General features: G+C 70.2%; 26 protein-coding genes. 20 read left to right on the top strand and 6 right to left on the bottom strand.

Going from position 1 to position 26,560, the window contains the following annotated elements; all coding sequences use genetic code 11:
* Positions 1-43: 43 nt before the first annotated feature.
* Positions 44-379: a YnfA family protein gene (locus ACQEXA_RS25265; RefSeq protein WP_432931094.1), complete on the bottom strand. Its 336-nt coding sequence runs from the start codon at positions 377-379 to the stop codon at positions 44-46.
* 147 nt (positions 380-526) lie between these two features.
* Here ACQEXA_RS25265 and ACQEXA_RS25260 point away from each other — a divergent pair, with 147 nt between their 5' ends.
* The gene (locus ACQEXA_RS25260) at positions 527-988 is read left to right on the top strand and encodes a hypothetical protein (protein WP_432931096.1); all 462 of its coding nucleotides are present in this window, start codon (positions 527-529) and stop codon (positions 986-988) included.
* A 4-nt stretch (positions 989-992) separates the two neighbouring features.
* Here ACQEXA_RS25260 and ACQEXA_RS25255 read toward each other — a convergent pair whose 3' ends face one another.
* Positions 993-1,403 carry a winged helix-turn-helix transcriptional regulator gene (locus ACQEXA_RS25255; RefSeq protein ID WP_432931098.1) on the bottom strand — a complete coding sequence of 137 codons (411 nt, stop codon included), beginning with the start codon at positions 1,401-1,403 and terminating at the stop codon, positions 993-995.
* A 136-nt stretch (positions 1,404-1,539) separates the two neighbouring features.
* Between ACQEXA_RS25255 and ACQEXA_RS25250 the strand changes: the two genes are divergently transcribed.
* Positions 1,540-2,430, top strand: a complete 891-nt coding sequence (locus ACQEXA_RS25250) for an NADP-dependent oxidoreductase (protein ID WP_432931100.1) — start codon at positions 1,540-1,542, stop codon at positions 2,428-2,430.
* A gap of 66 nt (positions 2,431-2,496) precedes the next feature.
* Here ACQEXA_RS25250 and ACQEXA_RS25245 read toward each other — a convergent pair whose 3' ends face one another.
* Entirely contained in the window at positions 2,497-3,303 is an 807-nt protein-coding gene (locus tag ACQEXA_RS25245; RefSeq protein WP_432931101.1) for a DUF6597 domain-containing transcriptional factor, read from the bottom strand.
* A gap of 120 nt (positions 3,304-3,423) precedes the next feature.
* Here ACQEXA_RS25245 and ACQEXA_RS25240 point away from each other — a divergent pair, with 120 nt between their 5' ends.
* From ACQEXA_RS25240 to ACQEXA_RS25220, 5 genes are all read left to right on the top strand, one after another.
* Positions 3,424-4,539 carry an LLM class flavin-dependent oxidoreductase gene (locus ACQEXA_RS25240; protein WP_432931103.1) on the top strand — a complete coding sequence of 372 codons (1,116 nt, stop codon included), beginning with the start codon at positions 3,424-3,426 and terminating at the stop codon, positions 4,537-4,539.
* Positions 4,536-5,267: an FMN reductase gene (locus ACQEXA_RS25235; protein WP_432931105.1), complete on the top strand. Its 732-nt coding sequence runs from the start codon at positions 4,536-4,538 to the stop codon at positions 5,265-5,267. Before ACQEXA_RS25240 ends, ACQEXA_RS25235 begins: the two co-directional genes overlap by 4 nt.
* A gap of 570 nt (positions 5,268-5,837) precedes the next feature.
* Positions 5,838-6,548 carry a response regulator transcription factor gene (locus tag ACQEXA_RS25230; protein WP_432931108.1) on the top strand — a complete coding sequence of 237 codons (711 nt, stop codon included), beginning with the start codon at positions 5,838-5,840 and terminating at the stop codon, positions 6,546-6,548.
* Positions 6,549-6,595: 47 nt separating this feature from the next.
* Positions 6,596-8,113, top strand: coding sequence for a HAMP domain-containing sensor histidine kinase (locus tag ACQEXA_RS25225; RefSeq protein WP_432939408.1), 1,518 nt, complete (start codon positions 6,596-6,598; stop codon positions 8,111-8,113).
* Positions 8,114-8,560: 447 nt separating this feature from the next.
* Entirely contained in the window at positions 8,561-8,845 is a 285-nt protein-coding gene (locus ACQEXA_RS25220) for a GNAT family N-acetyltransferase (protein WP_432931110.1), read from the top strand.
* Positions 8,846-8,847: 2 nt separating this feature from the next.
* Here the strand turns inward: ACQEXA_RS25220 and ACQEXA_RS25215 are convergent, their stop codons facing one another.
* Positions 8,848-10,797, bottom strand: a complete 1,950-nt coding sequence (locus tag ACQEXA_RS25215; RefSeq protein ID WP_432931112.1) for an amino acid transporter — start codon at positions 10,795-10,797, stop codon at positions 8,848-8,850.
* A 279-nt stretch (positions 10,798-11,076) separates the two neighbouring features.
* On the opposite strand from ACQEXA_RS25215, the gene ACQEXA_RS25210 reads away from it, so the two are divergent.
* Both ACQEXA_RS25210 and ACQEXA_RS25205 read left to right on the top strand, forming a co-directional pair.
* Entirely contained in the window at positions 11,077-12,354 is a 1,278-nt protein-coding gene (locus ACQEXA_RS25210; RefSeq protein ID WP_432931114.1) for an ArgE/DapE family deacylase, read from the top strand.
* Positions 12,355-12,554: 200 nt separating this feature from the next.
* Positions 12,555-12,959, top strand: a complete 405-nt coding sequence (locus ACQEXA_RS25205; RefSeq protein WP_432931116.1) for a hypothetical protein — start codon at positions 12,555-12,557, stop codon at positions 12,957-12,959.
* 248 nt (positions 12,960-13,207) lie between these two features.
* On the opposite strand, the gene ACQEXA_RS25200 is transcribed toward ACQEXA_RS25205, so the two are convergent.
* Positions 13,208-13,870, bottom strand: a complete 663-nt coding sequence (locus ACQEXA_RS25200; protein ID WP_359395148.1) for a hypothetical protein — start codon at positions 13,868-13,870, stop codon at positions 13,208-13,210.
* A 139-nt stretch (positions 13,871-14,009) separates the two neighbouring features.
* Between ACQEXA_RS25200 and hemL the strand changes: the two genes are divergently transcribed.
* The 9 genes from hemL (at position 14,010) to ACQEXA_RS25155 (ending at position 23,523) form a co-directional block, all read left to right on the top strand.
* Entirely contained in the window at positions 14,010-15,329 is a 1,320-nt protein-coding gene (gene hemL, locus ACQEXA_RS25195; protein ID WP_432931118.1) for a glutamate-1-semialdehyde 2,1-aminomutase, read from the top strand.
* On the top strand, positions 15,326-16,000 hold the full coding sequence (locus ACQEXA_RS25190; RefSeq protein ID WP_432931120.1) for a histidine phosphatase family protein: 675 nt from the start codon (positions 15,326-15,328) through the stop codon (positions 15,998-16,000). Before hemL ends, ACQEXA_RS25190 begins: the two co-directional genes overlap by 4 nt.
* A 191-nt stretch (positions 16,001-16,191) precedes the next feature.
* The gene (locus ACQEXA_RS25185; RefSeq protein ID WP_432931122.1) at positions 16,192-17,478 is read left to right on the top strand and encodes a hypothetical protein; all 1,287 of its coding nucleotides are present in this window, start codon (positions 16,192-16,194) and stop codon (positions 17,476-17,478) included.
* A gap of 66 nt (positions 17,479-17,544) precedes the next feature.
* Entirely contained in the window at positions 17,545-18,186 is a 642-nt protein-coding gene (locus tag ACQEXA_RS25180; RefSeq protein ID WP_432931124.1) for a TlpA family protein disulfide reductase, read from the top strand.
* A 1-nt stretch (position 18,187) separates the two neighbouring features.
* On the top strand, positions 18,188-18,961 hold the full coding sequence (locus ACQEXA_RS25175) for a cytochrome c biogenesis CcdA family protein (RefSeq protein WP_359395157.1): 774 nt from the start codon (positions 18,188-18,190) through the stop codon (positions 18,959-18,961).
* A 3-nt stretch (positions 18,962-18,964) separates the two neighbouring features.
* Positions 18,965-20,806, top strand: coding sequence for a cytochrome c biogenesis protein ResB (gene resB, locus ACQEXA_RS25170; protein ID WP_432931126.1), 1,842 nt, complete (start codon positions 18,965-18,967; stop codon positions 20,804-20,806).
* Positions 20,803-21,885, top strand: a complete 1,083-nt coding sequence (ccsB, locus tag ACQEXA_RS25165) for a c-type cytochrome biogenesis protein CcsB (protein ID WP_432931128.1) — start codon at positions 20,803-20,805, stop codon at positions 21,883-21,885. Before resB ends, ccsB begins: the two co-directional genes overlap by 4 nt.
* Positions 21,886-22,022: 137 nt before the next feature.
* Positions 22,023-22,433, top strand: a complete 411-nt coding sequence (locus ACQEXA_RS25160; RefSeq protein WP_432931129.1) for an SRPBCC domain-containing protein — start codon at positions 22,023-22,025, stop codon at positions 22,431-22,433.
* A gap of 124 nt (positions 22,434-22,557) precedes the next feature.
* Positions 22,558-23,523 (top strand): isopenicillin N synthase family dioxygenase, encoded by a 966-nt coding sequence (locus ACQEXA_RS25155; RefSeq protein WP_432931131.1) that lies wholly within the window; start codon positions 22,558-22,560, stop codon positions 23,521-23,523.
* 80 nt (positions 23,524-23,603) lie between these two features.
* Here ACQEXA_RS25155 and ACQEXA_RS25150 read toward each other — a convergent pair whose 3' ends face one another.
* Positions 23,604-23,996: a PLD nuclease N-terminal domain-containing protein gene (locus ACQEXA_RS25150; protein ID WP_432931133.1), complete on the bottom strand. Its 393-nt coding sequence runs from the start codon at positions 23,994-23,996 to the stop codon at positions 23,604-23,606.
* A gap of 88 nt (positions 23,997-24,084) precedes the next feature.
* Between ACQEXA_RS25150 and ACQEXA_RS25145 the strand changes: the two genes are divergently transcribed.
* The gene (locus tag ACQEXA_RS25145; RefSeq protein WP_432931135.1) at positions 24,085-25,542 is read left to right on the top strand and encodes a menaquinone biosynthesis decarboxylase; all 1,458 of its coding nucleotides are present in this window, start codon (positions 24,085-24,087) and stop codon (positions 25,540-25,542) included.
* Positions 25,539-26,441, top strand: coding sequence for a menaquinone biosynthesis prenyltransferase MqnP (gene mqnP / locus ACQEXA_RS25140; RefSeq protein WP_432931137.1), 903 nt, complete (start codon positions 25,539-25,541; stop codon positions 26,439-26,441). The genes ACQEXA_RS25145 and mqnP overlap by 4 nt, the downstream gene beginning before the upstream one ends.
* The last annotated feature ends 119 nt before the right edge of the window (positions 26,442-26,560 follow it).

The following is a 26,560-nucleotide window of genomic DNA, read 5'->3' as shown; positions in this document are numbered from 1 at the left end:
ACGGGAGTGCCCAAGTGGTGGCCGGCCGGCTGCCGCACGGGGGTCAGTGGCCTCGCGGCGCCCACATGATCACTGCCATCCCGGCGAGGCAGATCAGGGCGCCGGTCACATCCCAGCGGTCCGGCCGGTAGCCGTCCGCGACCATGCCCCAGGCCAGGGAGCCGGCCACGAAGATTCCGCCGTACGCGGCGAGGATGCGGCCGAAGTGGGCGTCCGGCTGGAAGGTGGCGACGAAACCGTAGACACCGAGGGCCATGACACCCGCGCCGATCCACACCCAGCCGCGATGTTCGCGCACGCCCTGCCACACGAGCCAGGCGCCGCCGATCTCGAAGAAAGCGGCCACGACGAACAGGGCGGCGGACCTGAGGATGAGCATGCCGCCACCTTCGCACGAGGCGCCCGGCACCCGGATCGAGGCCCCGTCTCGTCCGGCCGCGCGCGGGTCACCTGCCCGGCGGCGCCTGCCGTGCCGCACAAGTGGGATACATGCGGTGATGTCCGGGCCGATGCGGAGGAACCGACGATGAGGAAGTGGATGTCCGGCGCGCTGGGCGCGGCCGTGGTGGTGGGTGCGGCCGTTCCCGCCGCGGCCGTGGGTGCCGAGGCCGGCCTCACCTATCACGGGTATGTGGACATGGGCCTCGGCGAGGTCAATGTGCGCCTGACCCCGACGAACCGCGGGGCCTCCAGCATCGAGGACGCCACCGTGCGGCTCCACTGGTCCAAGCCGCTGACGGACCAGCAGCAGCTGGCCGAGGGCTGCGCCCGGTACGACGCGAGCACGGTGCTGTGCCGCACGGGGGCGATCGCCGCGAACGGCGAGGGCAAGGAGATCCATCTGCGGTTGCGCCTCGCGGACGCCACGACCGACGAGGTGCGGCTGGACATCGACTCCGTGTGGTGCGGCGGCGCGGTGGACCGCGACCCGAGCAGCGGCCGCCAGCAGGTTGTGGCGCTGGGCACGGGGGACCGGTACGCCTTCTGAGCGGTCAGGAGCCCGCCCGGCTCCCCTCGTCGTACAGCTCCCGCGCCTCGTGGACCTCCTCGATATGGGCCTCCGCCCAGCCCTTCACGGCGGACAGCAGGTCGCTGAGGCTGCGGCCGAGCGGGGTGAGTTCGTAGTCCACGCGCACCGGCACGGACGGGGTGACGGTCCGGCTCACGATGCCGTCGCGCTCCAGCGAACGCAGCGTCTGCGTCAGCATCTTGGGGCTCACCCCCGCGATCTTGCGGCCCAGGTCGCTGTAGCGCATCGAACCGGCGGACAGCGCGCTGACGACCAGGCCGACCCACTTGTCGCTGATGTTGCCGAGGAGCTGGTGCGTCGGGCAGCTCTTGATGAACGCGTCGTACTCGATCCGCGCCTGCTCGCGCCGCTGCGCCGCGGTCATGGTGGCCATGCGTGCACCTCCTGGTGAGGTACGCACCTTCAGGTGCCTACTTTCTTTCAGATAGTAGCTGTTCCTAGGGTTGTGACAGCAGCGTAGATACCGGAACTTTCTGCGCATATCCCCTACGTAATCCTGGAGAACAGTCATGCGTGCTGCTGTGGTGACGACGTTCGGCGGGCCCGAGGCCGTGGAGATCGTGGAGGTGGAGACGCCGGAGCCGGCCGCGCGTCAGGTGCGGATCAAGGTCGCGGCGGCCGCGCTGAACCCGGTGGACGCCGGGGTGCGCGCCGGGATCTTCGGCCCTGCCGATGGACGGATCGGCCTCGGCTGGGATGTCGCCGGGACCGTCGACGCGACGGGCGAGGGCACGGCCTGGAACGTCGGTGACGAGGTGGTGGCCCTCCAGTACGGGATGGTGAAGCCGCTGGGCACGCACGCGGACTACGTCGTCGTGGACGCGGACGCGGTGGCGAAGGCCCCGGCGACGGTGGACTCCGTGCTCGCCGCGACGCTGCCGCTGAACGCGCTGACCGCCGCTCAGGCGCTGGACCTGCTGGATCTCGGCCCGGGACGGTCGCTGCTGGTGACCGGTGCCGCGGGCGCGGTCGGCGGGTACGCCGTCCAGCTCGCCGTCCGCCGGGGGATCGAGGTGACCGCGCTCGCCCGTGAGAGCGACGAGCGGTTCGTACGGTCGCTGGGGGCGGGACGGCTGGTGACCGGGGGCGCCGACGCGGGGAGCTTCGACGCGGTGTTGGACGCGGCGGTTCTCGGGGAGACGGCGCTGGAGTGGGTGCGGGACGGCGGGGCGTACATGGGGGTCATTCCGCATGCGCAGCCGGGTCCCGTGCGAGGCATCGAGACGGCCGCCATCCAGGTGGGTGCCGACGGGGCCCGGCTCGCGGAGCTGGTCGGGCTGGTCGAGGAAGGAGCGCTGACGCTGCGGCTGGCCGCGACGTTCTCGCTGGCAGACGCCGCCAAGGCGCATGCGTGGCTGGCCGAGGGCGGGGTGCGGGGACGGGTCGTGCTCGTTCCCTAGAGCGGGTGCGGTGCGGCCGGTCGCGCCCGCGCGGCGAAGCCGCTCAGAGATCCGGTACCGCGTCCCTCACGGGGCGCGGTGCTGCACGTATGCCGTCGGCGGCACCCCCACCGTCGCCGTGAAGTCCCTGACCAGATGGGCCTGGTCCGCGTAGCCGAGCTCGGCCGCCAGACCCGCCCAGTCCACCGCCCGCTCGGTCTCCGCGCGCTCCAGGGCCTCATGGATGCGGTAGCGCAGGACGACCCACTTGGGACCCACGCCCACATAGGCCGCGAAGAGGCGCTGCAGGACCCGTACGGACACGCCCTCCGTCCGTGCGAAGTCGGCGACGCGACGGATCGTGCGGTCGGTGCGGATGCGGTCGACGAGGGTCATCGCCAGGTCGGCCTGCGGGTCCGGGTGCGGGCCGAGCCCCAGCAGGAAGGCGTCCAGGGCCGCCACGCGCTCGTGCGCGTCGCCGGGAGTGACGATGCTCACGGGGTCGGCGCCGGGGAGGACGTCGGCCACCGGAACGCGGCGGCCGGTCCAGTCCGCCACCGGACGGCCGGGCGCGAAGGGGCGGAAGCCGCCGGGGCGGAACTGGATCCCGCACACCCGGCCCCGGCCCTGGAGCTTCTGCGTGAACAGCTCCAGCCCGATGCCCGCCACCTCGCCCCACGGGGCCTGGTCGCCGTACTGCTGGAAGACCACGTTCACCGACGGGTGCGGTACGACATGGGACGCGTACGGCTCCGGGAGGTCCCAGTCGATCAGCCAGTAGTGCTCGAGATACGGGCGCAGGGGCTCGGCCGGTTCGAAGCGCCGGAAGGCCACGCGCGAGAAGAGCTCCGCGGCGTCGACGATGCCTCGTGTGTCACGGCGAGGGGCGGCCATGCCCGGATCCTACGAGCGGGCAGTGACATCGAGCACTGTCAGCGGGCGGAATACACGGACGGGCCGCTTCGTTCTGCGAGTATAGTTGAATCGTAAACAACCTGGAGGGTGTGAGCGGGCATGCAGTTCGGGATCTTCAGCGTCGGAGACGTCACCATGGACCCGACGACGGGACGGACGCCGACCGAGCGCGAGCGGATCAAGGCCATGGTCGCCATCGCGCTCAAGGCCGAGGAGGTCGGCCTCGACGTCTTCGCGACGGGTGAGCACCACAACCCGCCCTTCGTGCCGTCGTCGCCGACCACGATGCTCGGCTACATAGCGGCCAAGACGGAGAGGCTGGTCCTGTCCACCTCCACCACCCTCATCACCACCAACGACCCGGTGAAGATCGCCGAGGACTTCGCGATGCTCCAGCAGCTCGCGGACGGCCGGGTGGACGTGATGATGGGGCGCGGCAACACCGGCCCGGTCTACCCCTGGTTCGGGCAGGACATCCGCCAGGGCATCAACCTTGCCATCGAGAACTACGCGCTGCTGCACCGGCTGTGGCGCGAGGACGTGGTGGACTGGGAAGGCCGCTTCCGCACCCCGTTGCAGAGCTTCACCTCCACGCCGCGCCCGCTGGACGACGTGCCGCCGTTCGTCTGGCACGGCTCCATCCGCTCGCCGGAGATCGCCGAGCAGGCCGCCTACTACGGTGACGGCTTCTTCCACAACAACATCTTCTGGCCCGCCGACCACACCAAGCGGATGGTCGAGCTGTACCGGGAGCGCTACGCGCACTACGGGCACGGCACGCCCGAGCAGGCGATCGTCGGCCTGGGCGGACAGGTGTTCATGCGGAAGAACTCCCAGGACGCGGTACGCGAGTTCCGGCCGTACTTCGACAACGCGCCGGTGTACGGGCACGGCCCGTCCCTGGAGGACTTCACCGACCAGACCCCGCTGACCGTCGGCTCCCCGCAGCAGGTCATCGAGAAGACGCTGTCCTTCCGCGACTACGCCGGCGACTACCAGCGCCAGCTGTTCCTGATGGACCACGCGGGGCTGCCGCTGAAGACCGTCCTCGAGCAGCTCGACATGCTCGGCGAGGAGGTCGTGCCGGTGCTGCGCAAGGAGTTCGCGAAGGACCGTCCGGCGAACGTGCCGGACGCGCCGACGCACCAGTCGCTGCTCGCCGCCAAGCAGTCCGAGCAGGCCCCGGAAGGGGCTGAGGAGGTGACCGCCGTATGAAACTCGTCGTCGTCTCGGCGGGGCTGAGCGTCCCGTCCTCCACCCGGCTGCTCGCCGACCGGCTGGCCGCCGCCGTGGACCGGCGCACCCCCGCCGACCTCCGGGTCGTCGAACTGCGCGACCTCGCCGTGGAGATCGCGCACAACTTCACCAACGGCTTCCCCGGGCGTGCGCTCGAGGAGGCGCTCGACGCGGTGACGCAGGCCGACGGACTGATCGTCGTCACGCCGGTGTTCTCCGCGTCGTACAGCGGCCTGTTCAAGTCGTTCTTCGACGTGCTGGACAAGGACGCCCTGGTGGGCAAGCCGGTCCTGATCGCGGCGACCGGTGGCACCGCCCGGCACTCCCTCGTCCTGGACTACGCCCTGCGCCCGCTCTTCACCTACCTGCGGGCCGTGGTCGTCCCGACCGGGGTCTACACGGCGTCGGAGGACTGGGGCGCCGAGGGTCTCGCCGAGCGGATCGACCGGGCGGCGCAGGAGCTGGCCGGTCTGATGGCCGCGGGGTCCCTTCGGCAGACCGGCACCGGAGCGGAACGCGCCTGGTCCGTGCCGGAGCCCGCTCATCCGGTGGCCGCTCCCGTCGTGCCCCTGCCCGGGCCGGCCGCGGGCGACCGGGCGAGCGGCACGGACGGGGACCGCACGTCCGCGGCGGAGGCCGGCGCGACGCACGCGCACGGCTTCCGGGTGATCCCCTTCGAGGAGCAGCTCGCCGCGCTGCGGAACTAGGCGCCGCCCGGTCCCGTCCGGGCGCGGCGCCGGGCGGCGGTTCGCGATGACCTGTCGTCGGACATGGGTCGGGGTGGGCCGCCGCCGTCCTGCGTTCGGCCCACCCCTGGCCGCACCGGCCGGTCCCCGACCGGGGGGCTCCGGGCCCGGCCGGGCGGGTCTCCTCACCTGGCGCGCCCTGGGATGGCGGGCCGGGCGAACCTCTCGGGCGGCGGGTCCGGCGGCGTGCGCGCCGCGCGGACCCGTTCGCCGTTCCACGGCTTCGGTGTCGTCGTCTTCAGGTGTTCGTCCGTCGCGACGGCGGAGATACGGCGGGACCGGAGGGCGGTCGGTACCACCCGGCGACGAGCCCCAACTTGTCGGCCGGTGCCTTCGACCGCTTCGTCCCGGCCCGCCTCCATGGCTCCGCCCCGGCGCACCCACTCGGGGAACGCGCCGACGTGACGTACCCAACACACTGGCCCGACCAGGTAAGTCACCGCGCGCGCAGCGGTGAGAGGCGGGTAAGAAGCCCGCCCCCCGTCCGGCTCAGCCGGTGGTGCACCACTGTGACCTTGGCAGACTGGTGGGGTGACCCAGACAGTGCTGCTCGCCGAGGACGACCGTGCCATCCGCCATGCCCTGGAACGAGCACTGACACTGGAGGGCTACCGGGTGACCGCTGTGGCTGACGGGGTCGAGGCCCTCGCACAGGCCCACCGCACCCAGCCCGACGTGCTCGTTCTCGATGTGATGATGCCCGGCATCGACGGCCTGCAGGTGTGCCGGGTGCTGCGCGCCGAGGGCGACCGCACCCCGATCCTGATGCTCACCGCACTGGTGGAGACCGCCGACCGAATCGCCGGCCTGGACGCGGGCGCCGACGACTACGTCGTCAAACCGTTCGACGTCGAGGAGGTCTTCGCCCGGCTGCGGGCCCTGCTGCGGCGCACCAACGGCTCCGCTCCCGAGCTGCCGAAGGAGGAGGAGAAGATCCCGACCGGCCAGGTGTCCGTCGCCGGGCTGCGCATGGATGTACAGGCGCGCCGCGCCTGGCGCGGCGCGCGCGAGCTGGAGCTCACGAGGACCGAGTTCGATCTGCTGGAGCTGCTGGCCCGCAACGCGGGCATCGTCCTCGACCACGCCACCATCTACGACCGCATCTGGGGCTACGACTTCGGCCCCGGATCCAAGAACCTCGCCGTCTATGTGGGCTATCTACGACGCAAGCTGGACGAGCCGGGGGCCCCGGCGCTCATCCACACGGTGCGCGGCGTGGGGTATGTGCTGAGGGAGGACTAGTGCCTCCACCAGTGGATTCCGGCGCCGAGGCGGACGCCGGAGTGGGAATGCGGCTGTGGCGGAGGCTGCCGAGAGGGCTGCGCCGCCGGCTGCGGCTGCGGTCCAGGCTGCGGCGGATCTCCTCGCTGCGGACCACCTTCACGGTGTCGTTCGCGGCGGTGGCCGCCGGCGTCACCGTCCTCGTCGGCTTTCTGAGCTACGACGCCGCGGCCCGGCTGGTCCGCGTCGACCAGCAGACCGTCTTCGCCCAGGTCGTCGCCGACCTGCGGGACCAGGTCCGCCAGAAGCAGCTCATGCCGGACGACTTCGCCATCTCCGACAAGGACCACGACACCCCGCGCGACGACATCATCCGGCCCAGCCGCACGGTCGTGCAGGTGCTCGGCCCGGGCGGCGCGGTCGTCGACCACTCCAATCCGGCGCTGCCCGTGGGCGGCGACGACCGCAGGATCGCCGAGAGCGGCACCGCGGCCAGGCTCCTGGAGCACAAGAGCGTCGACGTCGACGGCGATGTCTACCGGGTCGCGACCGTCGCGCTCGGGCACGGTCAGGGCGCCGTGCAGGTCGCCCAGGAGCTCAGCAGCACCGAGGACCTGCTGCGCAGCCTGCAGCAGCGGACGGCCCTGCTGATGGGCGCGGTGGTGATAGCGGCCGGGCTGTTCGGCTGGTGGCTGGCGCGGCGCATCACTGGGCGACTGGTGCGGCTCGCCGGTGCCGCCGAGGACGTGGCGCGCACCCGCAGGGTCGGCATCCAGGTCCCGGTCACCGGGAACGACGAGGTCGGCCGCCTCGGGCGCTCCTTCGACCGTATGCTGGGGCGCCTGGCCCAGTCCGAGGAGGACCAGCGGCGCCTGGTGCAGGACGCGGGCCATGAACTGCGTACGCCGCTGACGTCCCTGCGGACGAACATCTCGCTGCTGCGCCGCATCGACGAACTGCCGCCCGCCGCACGCGAGGAACTGGTCGCCGACCTCGCCCAGGAGTCCCGTGAACTCACCGACCTGGTCAACGAGCTGGTCGATCTGGCGGCCGGGCAGTCGGACACGGAGCCGTTGCAGCGGGTGAGGCTCGCCGACATCGCCGAGGACGCGGCGACGATCGTGCGCCGCCGCACGGGCCGCGAGATCGTCGTCCGTGTCACCGGTGACACGACGGTCGATGGACGGGTCTCGGCGTTGCAGCGCGCGGTGTCCAACCTGCTGGAGAACGCGGCCAAGTTCGACCGTGACGGCACGTCGCCGATCGAGATCGTCGTCACAGGTCCCGAGCACCCGTTCCAGCTGGAGGACTCCGACGCACCGCGAACCGGCCTGCCGCTGGGCAGCGTGCGCGTGGAGGTGCTCGACCGCGGACCCGGCGTCGAGGAGAGCGACCTCATGCGCATCTTCGACCGCTTCTACCGTGCCGCCGACGCCAGGAGCCTGCCCGGCTCGGGGCTCGGCCTCTCGATCGTGCAGGACGTGGCCACGTCGCACGGGGGAGCGGCGTTCGCGTACCGGCGTCCGGGCGGAGGATCGGTCATCGGGTTCACGATCGGCGGTGGCGGGCGAGCGGGGCGCCAGTGACAGGGCGGGCGGGGGACGTCGCCACGCACCTCGTGTGGGCCGCACAGGGCCGGCCCGACCTGGTGCGGCGGTGCGGTTCCGCCCTCGCCGTCGCCGCGCCGGGGCTCTCCGGACGGGACCGGATCGCCCTCTCTGGGGACGCCGACGACGCCGTTCGTCTCGTACGCGATCTGCTCGCCGAGCTGGGGCCCGGCTACCGGCCCTTCGGGGACGCCGGCCTGATCGCCGCTCTCGCGCGGCGGATCCCCGGGCTCGCCTCGACCGAACCCTTCTACTGGATGGAGACCGCGGCCCCGGGCCGCCCGCCCCGGACGGAGACCGCGGCCCCGTCTGGCGCGTCCGGCGTCTTTGGAGTGCGGTGGCTGGACGCGGCCGAGGAGCGGATGTCGGAACCCCTCTTCGAGCGCTGGTTCCCCCCGGTCCCACGCCCGGCCGGGACGCTCGGGGGTGAGTCGCTGGGCCGGAGTGCACGGCGGGAGCGGGCTGCTCGCCGTCGCCGCCGACGCCTGGTCCGCCGCCGGGTGCGGCTTCGTCGCCGGAGTGGTCACCGCCCCCGAGGCCCGGGGGCGCGGCCTCGGCACCGCCGTGTGCCGGTTCGTGGTCGACGCCCTTGTCCGGGAGCACGGCCGCGCGGCCCTCATGGTGGACGCGGGCAACATGCCTGCCCTCGCCGCCTACGAGCGCATCGGCATGACGAAGCGGCTGTTCGACGCGGCTGCCGTGGTGGCCTGAACTCAGCCCACGTGCACGCGCGGCCGCCGCTTCCGGTCGTGCTCCGCCTCCCGCAGCACCTCCCGGGTCACGGGTGCCACCTCTCCCTGACCGAAGAGGAAGAAGCGCAGGAAGTTGGCGAACGGGGTCCCCTCGGTCCACTCGAAGTACATGTGCGGGATGCAGCCGGTCATGTCCCGGGCGTGCAGCAGCAGAGCGGCGAGGGCGTTGGGGATGGAGGACGACTCCAGGGTGAGCACGCGGTAGCGGCCGTGCAGCACCTCGCCGTGGACGGTCAGACCGGCCTCGAACTCCGACGGGTCGCGGACCGTCACCTCCACGAAGACGAAGTCCTCCTGCGGGGGCAGATCGTTGTCGTTCCGGATCTGCTCGATCTTGTCGCGGTACTCGGCGACGTCCCGGTTGTTCGGCTCGTTGGCGATGAACCGGATCTTGCGGCTGGCGATGTCCCGGACGAAGCGCTCGGCCAGGGTGTCCAGGGTCACGCTGGTCACCCGCAGCTCGAAGGCGCGGGCGAGGCGGGAGAGCAGCGAGAGCAGGATGATCCCGGCGATGAAGCAGGCGCCGATCTTCACACCGTCGGGCCGCTCGATCACGTTGACGACCGTCGTGTAGAGGAAGACGGCCGAGATGATCGCGAACACGATGGTCCATCTGCGCTGTGCGGCCTTGCGGGCGGCGATGGTCACCGCGATCGCCGCGGAGCTGATCAGGACCAGCACACCGGTGGCGTAGGCGCCGCCCTGGGCGTCCACATTGGCGTCGAAGATCCACGTGACCAGGAAGGCGACCAGCGTGAAGACGATGACCATGGGCCGCACGGCGCGCGCCCAGTGCGGGGCCATGCCGTAGCGGGGCAGGTAGCGCGGCATTAGGTTGAGCAGGCCGGCCATCGCGGAGGCCCCCGCGAACCACAGGATCGCGATGGTGGAGACGTCGTAGACCGTGCCGAAGGCGTTCCCCAGGTACTCGTGCGCCAGGTAGGCCAGCGCACGGCCGTTGGCCCGGCCGCCCGCCCGGAACTCCTTCTCCGGGATCAGCAGCGTGGTGATGAAGCTGGTGGTGATGAGGTAGCCGCTCATGATGACCGCCGCGGTGGTCAGCAGCTTCTTGGTCTCCCGGATCCGGCCGGTCGGCCGCTCCTCCGTGTCGCCGGGGTCGCCCTGCACATGGGGCATGACGGCGACACCCGTCTCGAAGCCGGACAGACCAAGCGCCAGCTTCGGGAAGACGATCAGCGCCACACCGATCATGACGAAGACGTTCCCGTGCTCGGTGGTCAGGGCCCCCGTCCAGTTGGTGACCACGTGCACGGCCGTCAGCACATGCCACAGCCCGACGGCCACGACCACGGCGTTCAGCACGAGATAGATACCGACCAGGGCGAAGGCGACGCCGATCGCCTCCAGGAACCCCTTGAGGAACACCGCGCCCAGCAAGGTGATGAGCAGCAGGGTGATGATCATCTGGTGGCCGTGGAGGGTGCCGGTCAGATGCGGGTTCTCGATCAGGTGGGTGGAGGCGTCGGCGGCCGAGAGCGTGATGGTGATCAGGAAGTCGGTGGCGGCGAAGCCCAGCAGGGTCAGGACGAAGAGCTTGCCCTTCCAGAAGGTGAGGAGCCGTTCCAGCATGGCGATGGAGCCCTGGCCGTGCGGGCTCTCCTGTGACACCCGCCGGTAGACCGGCAGGGCGCCGGCCAGGGTGACGATCACGAGGACGATGGTGGCGATGGGGGAGAGCAGTCCGGCGGCGAGGGCGGCGATGCCGGGCTGGTAGCCGAGGGTGGAGAAGTAGTCGACGCCGGTCAGGCACATCACCCGCCACCAGGGCTGGCCCTTGTGCGCTGACTCGGGCTGGGCTTGCGGAGCCGCGGAGCCCTTGCCCATGTCGGACAGCCCCTCCAGCATCCACGCCCGCAAGCGGCTCGGACGTGTGTGCTCCGTAGCGGCCATCGGCGTGCTCTCCTGGCATATGGCTCTGCGAGCGGTTCCGGCCATCGAGGAGACCGGGTTCCAGCGTAGGCAGAGACCGAATCCGGTGGCCCGTGGACGGCGACCGGATGGTGTCGCGCCGCCCGGAGGAGACAGGTGGTGCCTGGCCGGTGAGGGTGCGCCGAGGGCCGGGCCGCTGAGACCGCGGGGAGTGGCCGGGCACGTGCAGGGCCTAGGGTGGCGCACCCAGGGCCGTCGGCTGCCGGAAGCCGTGGCGTGTCGTGACAGGAGCAACCGTCCATGACCGCACCCGAGTTCGCAACCGAGGAGGCCGCCGCGCTGGCGGCCGTCGACGAGGTGTCCATCGCCCGGACGCTGCGGGAGCTGATCGCGATCCCGAGCGTGACTGGGACCCCGGTCGAGTCGGAGATCCAGCACGAGCTGGCCCGGCGGCTCGACCGGCTCGGGCTCGACGTCGACCTGTGGTCCATGAACCTGCCCGAACTGCTGGCCGACCCCGGCTTCCCCGGCGCCGAGGCGCCCAGGGACGAGGCCTGGGGCCTGGTCGCCTCGACCCCGGACGGGGACGACGGACCGGCACTGATTCTCCAGGGGCATGTGGACGTCGTACCGCCGGGGGATCCGGCGAGCTGGGAGGGCGACCCGTTCGTGGCGAGGACCGCCGGGGACTTCGTGTACGGCCGCGGCGCCTGCGACATGAAGGCCGGACTCGTGGCGCACCTGGCCGCGCTGGAAGCGGTGCGCGCGAGCGGGGCCCGGCTGCGCGGCCGCGTCGCCGTGCACTTCGTCGTCGGCGAGGAGGACGGCGGGCTCGGCGCCTTCGGCACACTGCGGCGCGGGCACACCGGCGACGCGTGCGTCATTACCGAGCCGACCGGCGGCACTCTGGTGACGGCCAACGCGGGTGCCCTGACCTTCCGGGTCTCCGTACCCGGCCGGGCGGCCCACGCGAGCTCCCGTGACGAGGGGGTGAGCGCCGTCGACGCGTACATACCGGTCCACCGGGCCCTGGCCGCACTGGAGGGGGACCGCAACACCGACCCGGACCCCTTGATGAAGGAGTACCCCATCCCCTACGCGCTGTCGGTCGGCACCGTCCGCTCCGGCGACTGGGCGAGTAGCGTGCCCGATCTGCTGGTCGCCGAGGGCCGGCTGGGCGTGCGGCTCGGCGAGGACCCGGCCGCGGCCCGGGCCGAACTGGAGGAGTGCGTGGCCCGGGCCTGCGCCGCCGACCCCTGGCTCAGCGCGCACCCGGCCGTCGTCACCTGGCCGGGCGGCCAGTTCGCGAGCGGCCGGCTGCCCGCAAGCCACCCGCTGCGGGACGCCGTGGCAATGGCGCACGCCGACGCGACGGGCGGTCCCGGGCCGCGGGAGCGCGGGGCGCCGTACGGCAGCGATCTGCGGCTGTACGCGGCGGAGGGCATCCCGACCCTGCAGTACGGGCCCGGTGACGTACGCCTCGCGCACAGCCCACGGGAGCGGGTTTCGCCCGCCGAAGTCACGAACGTGGCACGCGCACTCGCGTTGACGATCTTGCGCACGGTCGGAATCAAATGAAGGGAAGGTAAGAAGTCAACTCTTACGATTACCCGCTGTACCTGCTGTTACTACAGAGAGTGGCCGACTTTTCATCGTCCTCGTTGCTGCATTCCAGTGACGGCCGGGTCGCAGCCCGTTCGGCTCCATGGAAGCCTCGAAGGTGCGCGCAAGTGGGGGATCCGTCCAGTGGGGGATCTGTCACAGCACAGGAGACAAACGTGAAATCCACGCTTCGTACCCGCTCTGCCCGTGTCCTCGCCGTCGGTGCCGTCGCCGTCACCCTGGTGGCGGTCGGGGCCGTAGGTGCCTTCGCCGCCGCGCCGGCCTCGACGGCCCAGAACACGACCGTGACGGCGGCCTCGATCACCGTCCAGCCGTCGCACACCGAGCTGAAGCCGGGTCAGTCCGTGACGTTCGCCGGCCACACCGAGGGCCTGAGGGCCGGCGACACGCTGACGCTTCAGCGGTACATCGGCAGCCAGTGGGTCACCGTGAAGAGCCTCAAGGTGCAGGGCGACACCTTCACCTTCTCCGCCGTCAAGCTCCCCAATCGGGGCATGGAGAAGTTCCGGGTGATCCACGCCAAGGCGATGTCGCCGACGGTGACGATCAACGTGCGGTGACGCCGCGAGCCTGACACCACAAGGCTGAGGGGCGCCCCGGATCCCGGGGCGCCCCTTCCCTCTGTCCGGCCGTGCGCGACAAACGTCCGGAATTCCGTCGCCATGACCACTGCGGAGACGAGTGCGGCGCTCCATAGGGAATTCGGCGCGCATTTCCCTTTACGCGGTCACGATGTCATTCGGTCACGATGTCACGTGCGTCACAACGCAGTCGGAGTTCCCCTGTCGAACGGTCCGGTGACGCCGGTTCAGGGCCACACCAGGCAATAGGGCTGATGCCCCGCCTCATGCAGGCGATGGCTGAAATCCTGCCATTCGTGGAGCAGCTGGTACACGTTGAAGGCGTCACGCGGCCCGCCCCGGTCCGGCACCGTGGACCAGATGAACGCCGCGGCGCCCACCGCCTCCTCGCCGATGCCTCGCAGGGGGTCGACGACCGTCATGGGGAGCTTGACCACCGCGTAGTCGGGGTGCAGGACGACCAGTTCCAGCGGCGGGACCTTGTGCAGCGGGACGCCCTCGATGCCCGTGAGGACCATCGCCGCCATCGTCTCCGGCTTGATCTTGGTGAACATGCCGCCCATGCCCAGCTCGTCGCCGCCGAGTTCCTCGGGACGCATCGAGATCGGGACCCGGGCCGCGGTGGCGCCGTCGGGCGCACCGAAGTACTTGTACGTCACCCCCACCCGGCCACCATTCCCGCTTCCTGCCCCGAGTCCGTCCAACCTACGGTTCGCGTGGTCCATGCCATCCATACGCGACAGCCGGTCGATCCGCTCAGGTCCACCCTGCGCACCCTGCGCCTGACGTCTCTCGCTCGTCTCCTCCGCGTCGCGTCGGTGCCTTCCCCGCCGGGCACGCCGAGGACCGAGGTCATCGGTCCCCTCGCCCAGTCCGCCACCGCGATGCATATCTCCACCCGACTGCTTTTCTAGGATGCGAAGGCCCCGCTGCGCAACCCGATCATCGTGTCAGTGACCTCCCCCACGTTCGTCCGCCGAAACGTGCGGTGAAACACCTGTCCGCAGGATCTTCGCGGCCTCTGACACCATGGCTTGTGTGAGCTATCCGTACGAAGCCCCAGTTTCGCAGACTCTTTTCGAGCGCGCGGCGGCCGTCACGCCCGGCGGCGTGAACTCTCCGGTACGCGCCTTCCGCGCCGTGGGCGGTACGCCCCGGTTCATGGTGTCCGGTGACGGTCCCTATTTGACCGATGCCGACGGACGCGAATATGTCGATCTTGTTTGTTCGTGGGGGCCCATGATCCTCGGGCATTCCCACCCCGAGGTGATCGCCGCCGTCCAGGAGGCCGTCTCCCGCGGCACCTCCTTCGGTACGCCCGGTGAGGGCGAGGTCGCGCTCGCCGAGGAGATCGTCGCCCGGGTCCGGCCCGTCGAGCAGGTGCGCCTCGTCTCCAGCGGGACGGAAGCCACCATGTCGGCGATCCGGCTCGCCCGCGGGTTCACCCGGCGGTCCAAGGTGATCAAGTTCGCCGGGTGCTATCACGGGCACGTCGACTCCCTCCTCGCCGCCGCCGGCTCCGGGGTCGCGACGTTCGCACTGCCCGACACCCCCGGAGTCACCGGTGCCCAGGCCGGCGACACCGTCGTCCTGCCCTATAACGATCTGGACGCCGTCCGCACCGCGTTCGCCGCCCACCCCGGCGAGATCGCCTGCGTGATCACCGAGGCCTCGCCCGGGAACATGGGGGTCGTGCCGCCGCTGCCGGGGTTCAACCAGGGACTCAAGGATCTCTGCGAGGAGAACGGCGCTCTCTACATCTCCGACGAGGTGATGACCGGCTTCCGCACCAGCAAGGCCGGCTGGTACGGGATCGACGGTGTCGAGCCCGACCTCATGACGTTCGGCAAGGTGATGGGTGGCGGCTTCCCCGCCGCCGCGTTCGGCGGACGTGCGGACGTCATGGCGCATCTCGCTCCGGCCGGCCCCGTCTACCAGGCCGGCACCCTCTCCGGTAACCCGGTCGCCACCGCCGCCGGTCTGGCCCAACTGCGGCTGCTCGACGACGCCGCGTACGAGAAGGTCGACGCGGTCTCCGCCGAGATCCGTACGCTCGTCACGGACGCGCTGACCAAGGAGGGCGTGGCGCACCGGCTGCAGAACGCCTCCAACATGTTCTCCGTGTTCTTCACCGACCGGCCGGTGCACAATTACGAGGACGCCAAGAGCCAGGAGTCCTTCCGGTTCACGGCGTTCTTCCACTCCCTTCTCTCCCAGGGCGTCTACCTGCCGCCCTCTTCTTTCGAATCCTGGTTCGTCTCCACCGCCCACGACGAGCGGGCGATCCAGCAGATCGCCGACGCCCTTCCGGCGGCGGCCCGTGCAGCAGCGGAGGCCACGGCAGCATGAGTGACATCACCGTCGTCCACCTGATGCGGCACGGCGAGGTCGCCAACCCCGACGGGGTGCTGTACGGGCGGCTGCCCGGCTACCACCTGTCCGAGCTGGGCCGGCAGATGGCCGAGCGGGTCGCCGAGCACCTCTCCTCCCGGGACATCACCCACGTCGTCGCCTCCCCGCTGGAGCGGGCGCAGGAGACGGCCACCCCGATCGCCAAGGCGCACGGTCTCGACCTCGCGGTCGACGAGCGGCTGATCGAGGCCGAGAACGTCTTCCAGGGCAAGACCTTCGGGGTCGGGGACGGCGCGCTGCGGCGCCCCGAGAACTGGAAGCACCTCGTCAACCCGTTCAAGCCGTCCTGGGGCGAGCCGTACGTGGAGCAGGTCGTCCGGATGATGGGGGCGCTGGACGCCGCCAAGGACGCGGCGCGCGGCCACGAGGCCGTGTGCGTCAGCCACCAGCTGCCGATCTGGATCGTGCGCAGCTTCGTGGAGAAGCGCCGGCTGTGGCACGACCCGCGCAAGCGGCAGTGCACGCTGGCGTCCCTGACCACCTTCACGTATCAGGGCGACAGGATCGTGTCGGTGGGGTACACCGAGCCGGCCCGGGACCTGGTGCCGGCCCATCTGCTCGCGGGTGCCAAGCCGATCAAGGGCAAGGACAAGGCGTTCGGGGCCTGAGGACCGGCGCCCCGGTGACGGCGTACGCCTTGAATCAAGGCGTATGCCTCGTCACAAGATGTACGCAGTCCTGCCATGTAATCGTTTCTTCGTAAAGTCCGCTCCACGTAGTCGAGTTCGGCGGAACCTTCGTCTTCATCGCGCCCTCTCATTGTGTGACCACTGAGAGGGCGCAATGAGATGGGGACGGAATGCGGGAGATCAGCCGACGGGGACTGATGGGGCTCGGGGCGGGTGCGGCTGCCGCGATGGGGCTGGCCGGATGCGGTACCCAGCAGCACGACGACGCGAAGCCCGGCCGTGGTTCCGGCAAGAGCACTCCCCGTGCCTCCAGCAGCCCCACGGCCACCGCACGCCCCCTCGGTGACGGCTCGACCTCGGCCGCCGGCAAGCAGCCGAACCAGCCGGACAAGCCGGTGCCCCTGGAGCCCGGCCAGACGCCGCCGCAATTCGTCGTCTTCTCCTGGGACGGCGCCGGAGAGGTCGGCAACGGGCTCTTCCCGCGCTTTCTCGACCTCGCCAAGGAGCACGGCGCGCACATGACCTTCTTCCTCTCCGGGCTCTATCTGCTGCCGGAGTCGAAGAAGCGCACCTACCTCCCGCCGAACAACGCGCCGGGTGCCTCCGACATCGGATATCTGACGGACGCGCACATCCGTTCCACCCTGCAGAACGTGCGCCGTGCCTGGCTCGAGGGCCATGAGATAGGCACCCACTTCAACGGGCACTTCTGCTCCGGTTTCGGCACCGTCGCGCACTGGACGCCCAAGCAGTGGCGCAGCGAGATCGACCAGGCCAAGTCCTTCGTCAAGGAGTGGCGGACCAACACCGGGTTCACCGATCTGCCGTCGCTGCCCTTCGACTACGACAAGGAACTGATCGGCGGCCGGACCCCCTGCCTCCTCGGCCAGGACAACCTGCTGCCCACGGCCCGCGAACTCGGCTGGCGCTACGACGCCTCCTCGCCCGGCGGCCGGCAGCGCTGGCCGGAGAAGCGCCAGGGCCTGTGGGACTTCCCGCTCCAGCTGGTCCCGTTCCCCGGGCGCAGCTTCGAGGTCCTGTCGATGGACTACAACATGCTCGCCAACCAGTCGATCCGGACGACGCAGGCTCCCTCGTCCAACTACCCGGGCTGGCGCACCCAGGCGGCGAACGCCTACATATCCGGATTCAGGCGGGCATATGAGACCAATCGTGCACCGTTCTTCATAGGCAACCACTTCGAGCACTGGAACGGCGGCATCTACATGGACGCCGTCGAAGAGGCGTTCAAGCACATAGCCCGTGAGAAGGAAAAGGGCGCCGACGTACGGCTCGTCTCCTTCCGGCAGTTCACGGACTGGCTCGATGTGCAGCGGCCCGAGGTCGTGCGCAAGCTGCAGTCGCTGGACGTGGGACAGAAGCCGGCCGGGGGCTGGACGACGTTTCTCGCGGCAGCCGGCAAGGAGGCTTCGGATACCCCGTCGAAAGCCGCCTGAAACGCGGTTTTCCACCCACAAGGGGGGTGCGCAAGATCCCCGGAACGGACATGCGAAACTTTTCACATGAGTGCCGCCTGCCGCACCCCCCAGCGCCTGAACCGGACCCGCAGCCGCAGCCGCAGCCGCCGACGCGCCGCCCTGGCCACCGCCGGGGCCGCCGTGGCGGCGCTGGTGCTGTCCGCCTGCTCCTCCGGGGGCACCTCAGGGGGCTCCGGCAACACCAACTTCATCACTGGCAAGGACGGCATCGCGACCGTCAAGAAGGGCGAGCGGGCCGCCGCTCCCGACCTGTCCGGGCCGACGATCGACGGCAAGCAGCTGGACGTCGCCGCCTACAAGGGCAAGGTCGTCGTCATCAACGTCTGGGGCTCCTGGTGCCCGCCGTGCCGCGCCGAGGCGTCGAACTTCGTCAAGGTCGCCCAGGACACGGCCGGCAAGGGCGTCCAGTTCGTCGGCATCAACACCCGTGACACCAGCACCCAGCCGGCCCGCGCCTTCGAGAAGCAGTACGGGGTGCCGTACCCGAGTCTGTACGACCCGACCGGAAAGCTGATGCTCCGCTTCAAGCAGGGCACACTCAACCCGCAGGCGATCCCCTCCACGCTGGTCATCGACCGGGACGGGAAGATCGCCGCGCGCACGCTGCAGGCGCTCAGCGAGGACAAGCTGCGCGCGATGCTCGCCCCGGTACTCGCGGAGAAGTGACGTGACCGGAGTGTCCACTCTCGCCGCAGCCACCGATCCCAACCAGACGGTACTCAACGGGGCCCTGCTGCTCGCCGTGCCGGTGGCGGTGCTCGGGGGTCTCGTCTCCTTCTTCTCCCCGTGCGTTCTGCCGCTCGTCCCCGGTTACCTCTCGTATGTGACCGGGGTCACCGGCAGCGATCTGGCGGAGGCGCGGCGCGGGCGGATGGTCACCGGCGCCTCCCTGTTCGTGATCGGGTTCACCGTCGTCTTCGTCTCCGGCGGGGCGCTGTTCGGGTACTTCGGGCAGACGCTGCAGGAGTACAGGGACACCGTGTCCAAGGTGCTCGGCGTCCTCATGATCCTGCTGGGCGTCTTCTTCATGGGGCTGATGCCCTGGCTGACCCAGCGGGAGTTCCGTTTCCACAAGCGGCCGATGGCCGGGCTGATCGGCGCGCCGCTGCTGGGCGCGCTGTTCGGGATCGGCTGGACCCCATGCATCGGCCCGACCCTCGCCTCCGTGCTGGCGCTCTCCTCCAACCAGGCGAGCGCGGGCCGCGGGGCCCTGCTGACCGTCGCCTACTGCCTCGGTCTCGGTGTGCCCTTCGTGCTCGCCGCGGTCGCCTTCCGCAAGGCGCTCGGTGCCTTCGGCTGGGTCAAGCGCCACTATGTCTGGGTGATGCGCATCGGCGGCACGATGATGATCGTGACCGGTGTGCTGCTGCTGACCGGCGCCTGGGACAGCCTCGTGCAGGACATGCAGACCTGGTCCAACGGCTTCACGGTGGGGATCTGACCCATGAGCGACACACGGAGCACCGACGTGCACAGCGACGGAACCCCTGGAACATCCGCGCGGACCAGCGAGCCCGAGACTCCCGCGAACGCCACCGAGCCCGACCTCGGCGAGGCCGCCTCGCAGCTGTCCACCGCCCCCGTCGAGACGGCCGTGCCCGGCTCCTTCGGCGGTTCCCGGGCGCCCGGCGCCAAGGGGTGGATCACCTGGATCCTGCGGGAGACCGTCGGCTGGGCCCGCTGGTTCTGGCGGCAGTTGACCTCCATGCGGGTCGCGCTGCTTCTGCTGTTCCTGCTCTCGCTCGGGGCGATCCCCGGTTCGCTCATCCCGCAGTCCGGCACCGACGTGCTGAAGGTGCAGGACTTCATGACCGCCCACAGGACGCTGGGCCCGGTCTACGAGAAGCTCGGGCTGTTCCATGTGTACAGCTCGGTCTGGTTCTCGGCGATCTACATCCTGCTGTTCGTCTCCCTCATCGGCTGCATCGTGCCGCGCAGCTGGCAGTTCGTCGGGCAGCTCAGGGGCCGCCCGCCGGCCGCGCCCAAGCGGCTGACCCGGCTGCCCGCGTACGCGACCTGGCGCACCGACGCCGACCCCGAGCAGGTCCGCGAGGTCGCGCTGAAGGTGCTCAAGCGGCGCCGCTTCCGCGCCCATGTCGCCGGTGACGCCGTCGCCGCCGAGAAGGGCTATCTGCGCGAGGCCGGGAACCTGGCCTTCCATGTCGCCCTCGTGGTGATGCTGGTCGCCTTCGCCTGGGGCCAGCTCTACAAGTCCGAGGGCAACAAGCTGGTCGTCGAGGGCGACGGGTTCTCCAACACGCTCACGCAGTACGACGACTTCAAGTCGGGCAACCTCTTCACCGACGACGACCTCGTGCCGTTCAGCTTCAAGCTGGACAAGTTCGCCGCCACGTACGAGCGCACCGGCCCCAACAAGGGCACCCCGCGCACCTACCAGGCCGGCATCACCTACAGCGTGGGCGCCTACGGCAAGGACAAGAAGACCACCATCAAGGTCAACGAGCCGCTGAACATCGGCGACGCCAAGGTCTACCTCGTCAGCCACGGGTACGCCCCCACGGTCACCGTCCGCGACGGCAAGGGCAACGTCGTCTTCCACGACGCCGTGCCGCTGCTGCCCCTCGACCCCAACGTGACCTCGCAGGGCGCGATCAAGGTGCTGGACGGCTACCGGAACGCCCAGGGTCAGCCGGAGCAACTCGGCTTCCTCGCGGTCTTCGTGCCGACCTTCGCCGGAGCCGGCAAGGGCACGATGTCCTCGCAGTTCCCGGCGCTCGACTACCCGGTGCTGGCGCTGAACGCGTACCACGGAGACCTGGGCGTCAACGCGGGCCTCCCGCAGAACGTGTACCAGCTGGACACCAAGAACCTGAAGCAGTTCAAGGACGCGAGCGGTGCCATCCTCAAGTCCAGCCTGCTGCCCGGTGAGACCATGACGCTGCCCGGCGGCAACGGCTCGATCACCTTCGACAAGGACATCAAGGCGTGGGCCGGCTTCCAGATCGTCCAGCAGACCGGCACCGGCTGGGCGCTCGGCGCCGCGATCACCGCGATCTTCGGCCTGGCCGCCTCGCTGTTCATCCACCGCCGCCGCGTCTGGGTGCGCGCGACGACCGGAGCCGACGGCGTGACCGTCGTCGAGATGGCGGGTCTCGGCCGCAGCGAGTCCACGAGGCTGCCCGAGGAACTCGGCGACCTGGCCGCGCTCGTCCACGACCAGGCACCCACGACAATCGACGACGAACCGTCCCCGGACGCCGACCCCGATCAGGAGCCGGGCGCCGCAACCTCCGTACCCGTCGCTGAAGGGGCTCAGAAGAAGTGACCCTCGCCACCGCCACCAACGAACACCTCGCGAACATCAGCAACACGCTGATCTACTCCGCGATGACCGTCTACACCCTGGCGTTCTTCACCTACATCGCCGAATGGATCTTCGGCAGCCGCAGCAGGGTCGCCCGTACGGCGAACGCGCTCACCGCCGACGGCGCGAAGAAGGCGGAGGGACCCGCCGTCACGGTCCGGAAGGCCGGGGGCACCGCGGTGCTCGAGCGGCCGAAGGTCGTCACCCGCGCCGCGACCGGCGCCCGTGACGTGCCGGACGGCCCCGGCGCCCACGGCGGCGACGAGCAGGGCGACCTCTACGGCCGGATCGCCGTCTCGCTCACGGCGCTGGCCTTCCTCGTCGAACTCGTCGGCGTCATCGCCCGCGCGGCGTCCGTACAGCGGGCGCCGTGGGGCAATATGTACGAGTTCAACATCACCTTCTCCACGGTCGCCGTCGGTGTGTACCTCGTCCTGCTCGCCCTGAAGAAGAACGTGCGCTGGCTGGGCCTCTTCCTCACCACCACGGTCCTGCTCGACCTCGGTCTCGCCGTCACCGTCCTGTACACGGCCAGCGACCAGCTCGTCCCGGCCCTCCACTCGTACTGGCTGTACATCCACGTCTCCACCGCCATCATCTGCGGTGCGGTCTTCTACGTCGGCGCGGTCGGCACGCTCCTCTATCTCTTCAAGGACTCGTACGAGAACAAGCTGCAGAACGGCGGCAAGCCCGGCACGTTCGCCACGTCCGTCCTGGAGCGGCTTCCCGCCTCCGCCTCCCTCGACAAGTTCGCCTACCGCGTGAACGCCGCGGTCTTCCCCCTGTGGACGTTCACGATCATCGCGGGCTCCATCTGGGCGGAGTCCGCCTGGGGCCGCTACTGGGGCTGGGACCCCAAGGAGACCTGGGCCTTCATCACCTGGGTCGCGTACGCCTGCTATCTGCACGCCCGTTCCACGGCCGGCTGGAAGGGCCGCAAGGCGGCCTACATCGCGCTCATCGCCTTCGGCTGCTGGCTGTTCAACTACTACGGCGTCAACATCTTCGTGACCGGCAAGCACTCCTACGCGGGCGTCTAGTCCTCCTGCCGCACAGGCCGGTTCCGTGGCGTGAGCCACGGAACCGGCCTGTGCCGTTCGCACGCGGCCCCGGCCGCCAGGACGGCCCGGCACCTGCAACACGTGCGGAACATCCGCTCGCGGGCGAGGCTGGTGTCATGACCGATCCCATCGAAGAGGGCACCGCCGAGCACCGTGGGGATGTGCGCGTACGGCACTACCTGCTGCACCTGCCCCGGCCCGTGGAGGAGGTCTGGCCCGCCCTGGCAACCGCCGCGGGTCTTGGCTGCTGGCTGGCCGCCGCCGAGCCGTTCGAACCACGGCTCGGCGGCGAGGTGGGACTGAGCCTGCCCGGTGGAACGGCCCGGGGCCGCGTCACCGCGTGGGACGTGGAACGGGTCGCCGAGTACACCGTGGAGCGCCGCGGCCGTATCCGCTTCCATCTGGAACGGGGCCGTCCCGAGGGCACCACGGTGCGCTTCACGCACGAGTCCGAGGAGGACACGGACCCGGGCTGGAGGGAACGCTTCGAGCGCCTGCTCGCGTATGTGGGAGGCCGCGGCGGCTGAGCCGTCGCACGCTCCTCGGCCCGGTGTTTCGGCCGACGGAGAGCGGAGGCATGGATCAGGCACAGGCGCACGAGACGCTCGCCACCGCGGTCGCGGAGGCTCTGTGGAATGAGGACTTCGGAACGTGACTGAGCCCCGTATCCCCACCATCGATCTGCGACCCTGGCTGGACGGCGCCCCGGACGCCCGCGCCCGTACCGCGCGCACCGTCGACGACGCCCTGCGCAGCGCCGGTTTCCTGCTGGTCACCGGGCACGGCGTGGCCGCGTCCCTGCGCGCCCGGATCCGTGCCGCGGCGCGGACGTTCTTCGTGCTGCCCGCCGAGATCAAGGAGAAGTACGCGGCCCGGGTCGGCGGTCGCGGCTGGCTCGGCCCCGGCACCGAGGCCAACGGCTACTCCGAGGGCACCGAGACCCCGCCCGACCTCAAGGAGTCGCTGACCTTCGCCACGCACGAGCCGTTCGAGGATCCGGAGATCAACGCGCAGTGGTACGCGCCCAACGTCTGGCCGCGCGAGGTGCCGGAGTTGCGGGTGCTGTGCGAGGAGTACCTGGCGCGGATGGGCGAGCTGGAGAACCGGCTGCTGTCGCTGCTCGGCGAGGCCCTGGGGCTCGAACAGGACTTCTTCACGCGCCACATGGCACATCCGACGTACGGGTTCAACATCAACTGGTACCCGGGTACGGAGCTCGTCGGCGAGCCCGAGCCCGGCCAGTTCCGCATCGGCCCGCACACCGACTTCGGAACCGTCACGATCCTCGACCGGCAGGCCGGCAAGGGAGGACTCCAGGTCCACACGGACGACGGCGGCTGGCAGGACGCGCCCTACGACCCGGCGGCCTTCACCATCAGCATCGGCGACCTGATGGCCCGTTGGACGGGCGACCGCTGGCGTTCGGGCCGGCACCGGGTTCTGCCGCCGCCGGCCGACGCACCAGCCGAGGAGCTGATGTCCCTCGTCTACTTCGGCGAGTGCACCCCGGGCACCGTCGTCGAGTCGGTACCGGCGCCGGTGGGGCGGGTGGCGTACGAGCCGGTCGACTCGCATGTGTATCTGCGGGAGAAGCTCGACTCGATCACGGTCCGCTGAGCCCGGCGCCGGCCCGTGCCGGACCGCGGACGGATCCAGGGCCGGGGCGGCACCCCGGTTCCAGGGTCAGGGCCTCGCCCTCAGCCCTGGGGCTCCTCGCCGCGTTCCCGGCGCCGCAGTTCCTCCTCGCGCCGGCGCAGGTCGGCCTCCCAGTCCTTCAGGAGCGCCTCGTCCTTCTTGTTCTCTTCCTTCAACGTCTTCAGGAAGGCGGGGTTGTCGTCGGGCGCGACCCACTCCATGCGGTGGTTGCGGTGCCACTCGGAGGGCGTGGCTCCGTTCGCCGGGGCCTCGCGCACCTTGCCCACCACGAGCCAGGCGATCGGGCCGACCAGCACTTCCCCGAAGAGCAGGATGATGATGACCCAGACCACCTTGGGCAGCCCCCGGATCTGCGCCTCGGGGGTGTTGAGGCAGTCGATGAAGGCGTATATCCACAGCGCCAGGACCAGCAGGTAGGGCAGATACCTGAACATGGTGGTGCGATCCCCCAGGAGTCGGCGACGGGGCATGAGAGGGCCCCGGTGACGGGGCAAGGTTAGCCGGTACCGGATACTGGGACGCATGGCCTACGACGATCTTCGGTCCCTGCTCCGGGCGCTGGACCGCGAGGGGGACCTCAAGCGCATCAAAGCCGAGGTCGACCCCTATCTGGAGGTCGGGGAGATCGTCGACCGGGTGCAGAAGTCCGGCGGCCCCGCGCTGCTCTTCGAGAACGTGCGCGGCTCGAGCATGCCCCTCGCCATGAACGTGTTCGGTACCGACCGGCGTCTACTCAAGGCCCTCGGCCTGAAGTCGTACGGCGAGATCTCCGACCGGATCGGCGGACTGCTGAAGCCGGAACTGCCGCACGGATTCGTCGGGGTGCGCGAGGCGTTCGGGAAACTCGGGGTGATGGCCCACGTACCGCCCAAGAAGGTCAAGTCCGACAACGCCCTCGTGCAGGAAGTCGTCCTGCGCGGCGACGAGGTGGACCTCGACACCCTGCCGGCCCTCTTCACCTGGCCCCAGGACGGCGGCTCCTTCTTCAACCTCGGGCTCACCCACACCAAGGACCCGGAGACCGGGATCCGCAACCTCGGTCTGTACCGCCTCCAGCGCCACGACAAGCGGACCATCGGTATGCACTGGCAGATCCACAAGGACAGCCGCAACCACTACCAGGTGGCGGCCAGGCGCGGCGAGAAGCTCCCCGTCGCGATCGCCTTCGGATGTCCGCCGGCCGTGACGTACGCCTCCACCGCGCCGCTGCCCGGCGACATCGACGAGTACCTCTTCGCCGGGTTCATCGCGGGCAAGCGGATCGAGATGGTCGACTGCAAGACGGTCCCGCTCCAGGTGCCCGCCAACGCCGAGGTCGTGCTGGAGGGCTGGCTGGAGCCCGGCGAGATGCTGCCCGAGGGGCCGTTCGGCGACCACACCGGCTTCTACACGCCGCAGGAGCCCTTCCCCGCCCTGACGATCGACTGCGTGACGATGCGCCGCCGCCCTCTGCTCCAGTCGATCGTGGTGGGCCGCCCCCCGACGGAGGACGGTCCCCTCGGCCGGGCGACCGAGCGGTTCTTCCTGCCGCTGCTGAAGATCATCGTGCCGGACATCGTGGACTACCACCTCCCCGAGGCGGGCGGTTTCCACAACTGTGCGATCGTCTCGATCGACAAGAAGTACCCCAAGCACGCCCAGAAGGTGATGCACGCCGTCTGGGGTGCGCACATGATGTCCCTCACCAAGCTGATCGTGGTCGTGGACGCCGACTGCGACGTCCACGATCTGCACGAGGTCGCCTGGCGTGCCCTCGGCAACACGGACTACGCCCGTGACCTCACGGTCGTCGAAGGCCCGGTCGACCACCTCGACCACGCCTCCTACCAGCAGTTCTGGGGTGGGAAGGCAGGCATCGACGCCACGAAGAAGTGGCCCGAGGAGGGTTACACGAGGGACGGGGGCTGGCCCGACATGGTCCTGTCCGACCCGGAGACGGCGGCGAAGGTGACCCGCCGCTGGAAGGAGTACGGCCTGTGAGCAGCGCCTCCGCCGCGATCCCGCAGCCGGGACGCACCAAGGCATTCCTGCGCCTGGTGATGATCGAGCACTCCGTCTTCGCGCTCCCCTTCGCGTACATCGCCGCGCTGACCGCGATGTACCAGTGGGACCGGAACATCCACTGGGGCCGGCTGTTCCTGGTCACCGTCGCCATGGTGGGCCTGCGCACCTTCGCCATGGCCGCGAACCGGATCATCGACCGGGAGATCGACGCCCGCAATCCGCGCACGGCCCACCGCGAACTGGTCACCGGCGCGATGTCGGTGCGGCACGCCTGGACCGGCGCACTGATCGCGCTGGTTTTCTTCCTGGGCTCCGCGGCGCTGCTCAACCCGCTGTGCCTGGCGCTCGCCCCCATCGCGGTGATCCCGATGGTGGTGTATCCGTACGGCAAGAGGTTCACCAACTTCCCGCAGGCCATCCTCGGGCTCGCCCAGGCGATGGGACCGGTCGGCGCCTGGCTGGCGATCACCGGCAGGTGGGACTGGGACGCGGTCATCCTCGGGCTCGCGGTCGGGATCTGGATCGGCGGCTTCGACCTGATCTACGCCTGCCAGGACGTGCAGACGGACCGCGAGATCGGGGTCATGTCGGTGCCGGCCCGCTTCGGCGTGCCGGCGGCGATCTGGGGCGCCCGGGTGTGCCACACGGTCGTGACGGTCCTGTTCGTCTGGTACGCGGTCGTCACCAGCGCCGGTTTCTTCTTCTGGCTCGGTCTGGTGATCGTGGCGGGGGCCTTCGTCTACGAGCACTCGATCGTGCGGCCCCATGACCTGAGCCGAGTGAACCGGGCGTTCTTCAGCGTCAACGGATTCATCGGCATCGCCCTGTTCGTGTGTGCGCTTCTTGACCTTCTGGTGCGGGGTCTGAGCATGTGAGTACGGGGGGGCCTACCAAGGGGTGCAGGGCCCCAGGGAGTCGACCGTGACCGTCCCGGGCATCGACCGCCTGCACGCGCGGCTCAGCAAGCCGGCGGACATCTTCCCCGGCTGTCTGA

Origin of the sequence: Streptomyces sp. CA-106110 (genome assembly GCF_050936285.1) — a bacterium.
GTDB lineage: Bacteria > Actinomycetota > Actinomycetes > Streptomycetales > Streptomycetaceae > Streptomyces.
The sequence above is the reverse complement of the archived record's forward strand: the minus strand, read 5'-3'. Positions and strand labels throughout refer to the sequence as shown.

Coding starts and splice junctions, on each gene's coding strand:
- ACQEXA_RS25180 (WP_432931124.1), top strand. CDS start 17,545: ATGAGTGCCGCCTGCCGCACCCCCCAGCGCCTGAACCGGACCCGCAGC.
- ACQEXA_RS25260 (WP_432931096.1), top strand. CDS start 527: ATGAGGAAGTGGATGTCCGGCGCGCTGGGCGCGGCCGTGGTGGTGGGT.
- ACQEXA_RS25225 (WP_432939408.1), top strand. CDS start 6,596: ATGCGGCTGTGGCGGAGGCTGCCGAGAGGGCTGCGCCGCCGGCTGCGG.
- ACQEXA_RS25215 (WP_432931112.1), bottom strand. CDS start 10,797: ATGGCCGCTACGGAGCACACACGTCCGAGCCGCTTGCGGGCGTGGATG.
- ACQEXA_RS25255 (WP_432931098.1), bottom strand. CDS start 1,403: ATGGCCACCATGACCGCGGCGCAGCGGCGCGAGCAGGCGCGGATCGAG.
- ACQEXA_RS25200 (WP_359395148.1), bottom strand. CDS start 13,870: ATGCATCGCGGTGGCGGACTGGGCGAGGGGACCGATGACCTCGGTCCT.
- hemL (WP_432931118.1), top strand. CDS start 14,010: ATGGCTTGTGTGAGCTATCCGTACGAAGCCCCAGTTTCGCAGACTCTT.
- ACQEXA_RS25210 (WP_432931114.1), top strand. CDS start 11,077: ATGACCGCACCCGAGTTCGCAACCGAGGAGGCCGCCGCGCTGGCGGCC.
- ACQEXA_RS25160 (WP_432931129.1), top strand. CDS start 22,023: ATGACCGATCCCATCGAAGAGGGCACCGCCGAGCACCGTGGGGATGTG.
- ACQEXA_RS25150 (WP_432931133.1), bottom strand. CDS start 23,996: ATGTTCAGGTATCTGCCCTACCTGCTGGTCCTGGCGCTGTGGATATAC.
- resB (WP_432931126.1), top strand. CDS start 18,965: ATGAGCGACACACGGAGCACCGACGTGCACAGCGACGGAACCCCTGGA.
- ACQEXA_RS25245 (WP_432931101.1), bottom strand. CDS start 3,303: ATGGCCGCCCCTCGCCGTGACACACGAGGCATCGTCGACGCCGCGGAG.
- ACQEXA_RS25265 (WP_432931094.1), bottom strand. CDS start 379: ATGCTCATCCTCAGGTCCGCCGCCCTGTTCGTCGTGGCCGCTTTCTTC.
- ACQEXA_RS25190 (WP_432931120.1), top strand. CDS start 15,326: ATGAGTGACATCACCGTCGTCCACCTGATGCGGCACGGCGAGGTCGCC.
- ACQEXA_RS25240 (WP_432931103.1), top strand. CDS start 3,424: ATGCAGTTCGGGATCTTCAGCGTCGGAGACGTCACCATGGACCCGACG.
- ACQEXA_RS25145 (WP_432931135.1), top strand. CDS start 24,085: ATGGCCTACGACGATCTTCGGTCCCTGCTCCGGGCGCTGGACCGCGAG.
- ACQEXA_RS25250 (WP_432931100.1), top strand. CDS start 1,540: ATGCGTGCTGCTGTGGTGACGACGTTCGGCGGGCCCGAGGCCGTGGAG.
- ACQEXA_RS25185 (WP_432931122.1), top strand. CDS start 16,192: ATGCGGGAGATCAGCCGACGGGGACTGATGGGGCTCGGGGCGGGTGCG.
- ACQEXA_RS25235 (WP_432931105.1), top strand. CDS start 4,536: ATGAAACTCGTCGTCGTCTCGGCGGGGCTGAGCGTCCCGTCCTCCACC.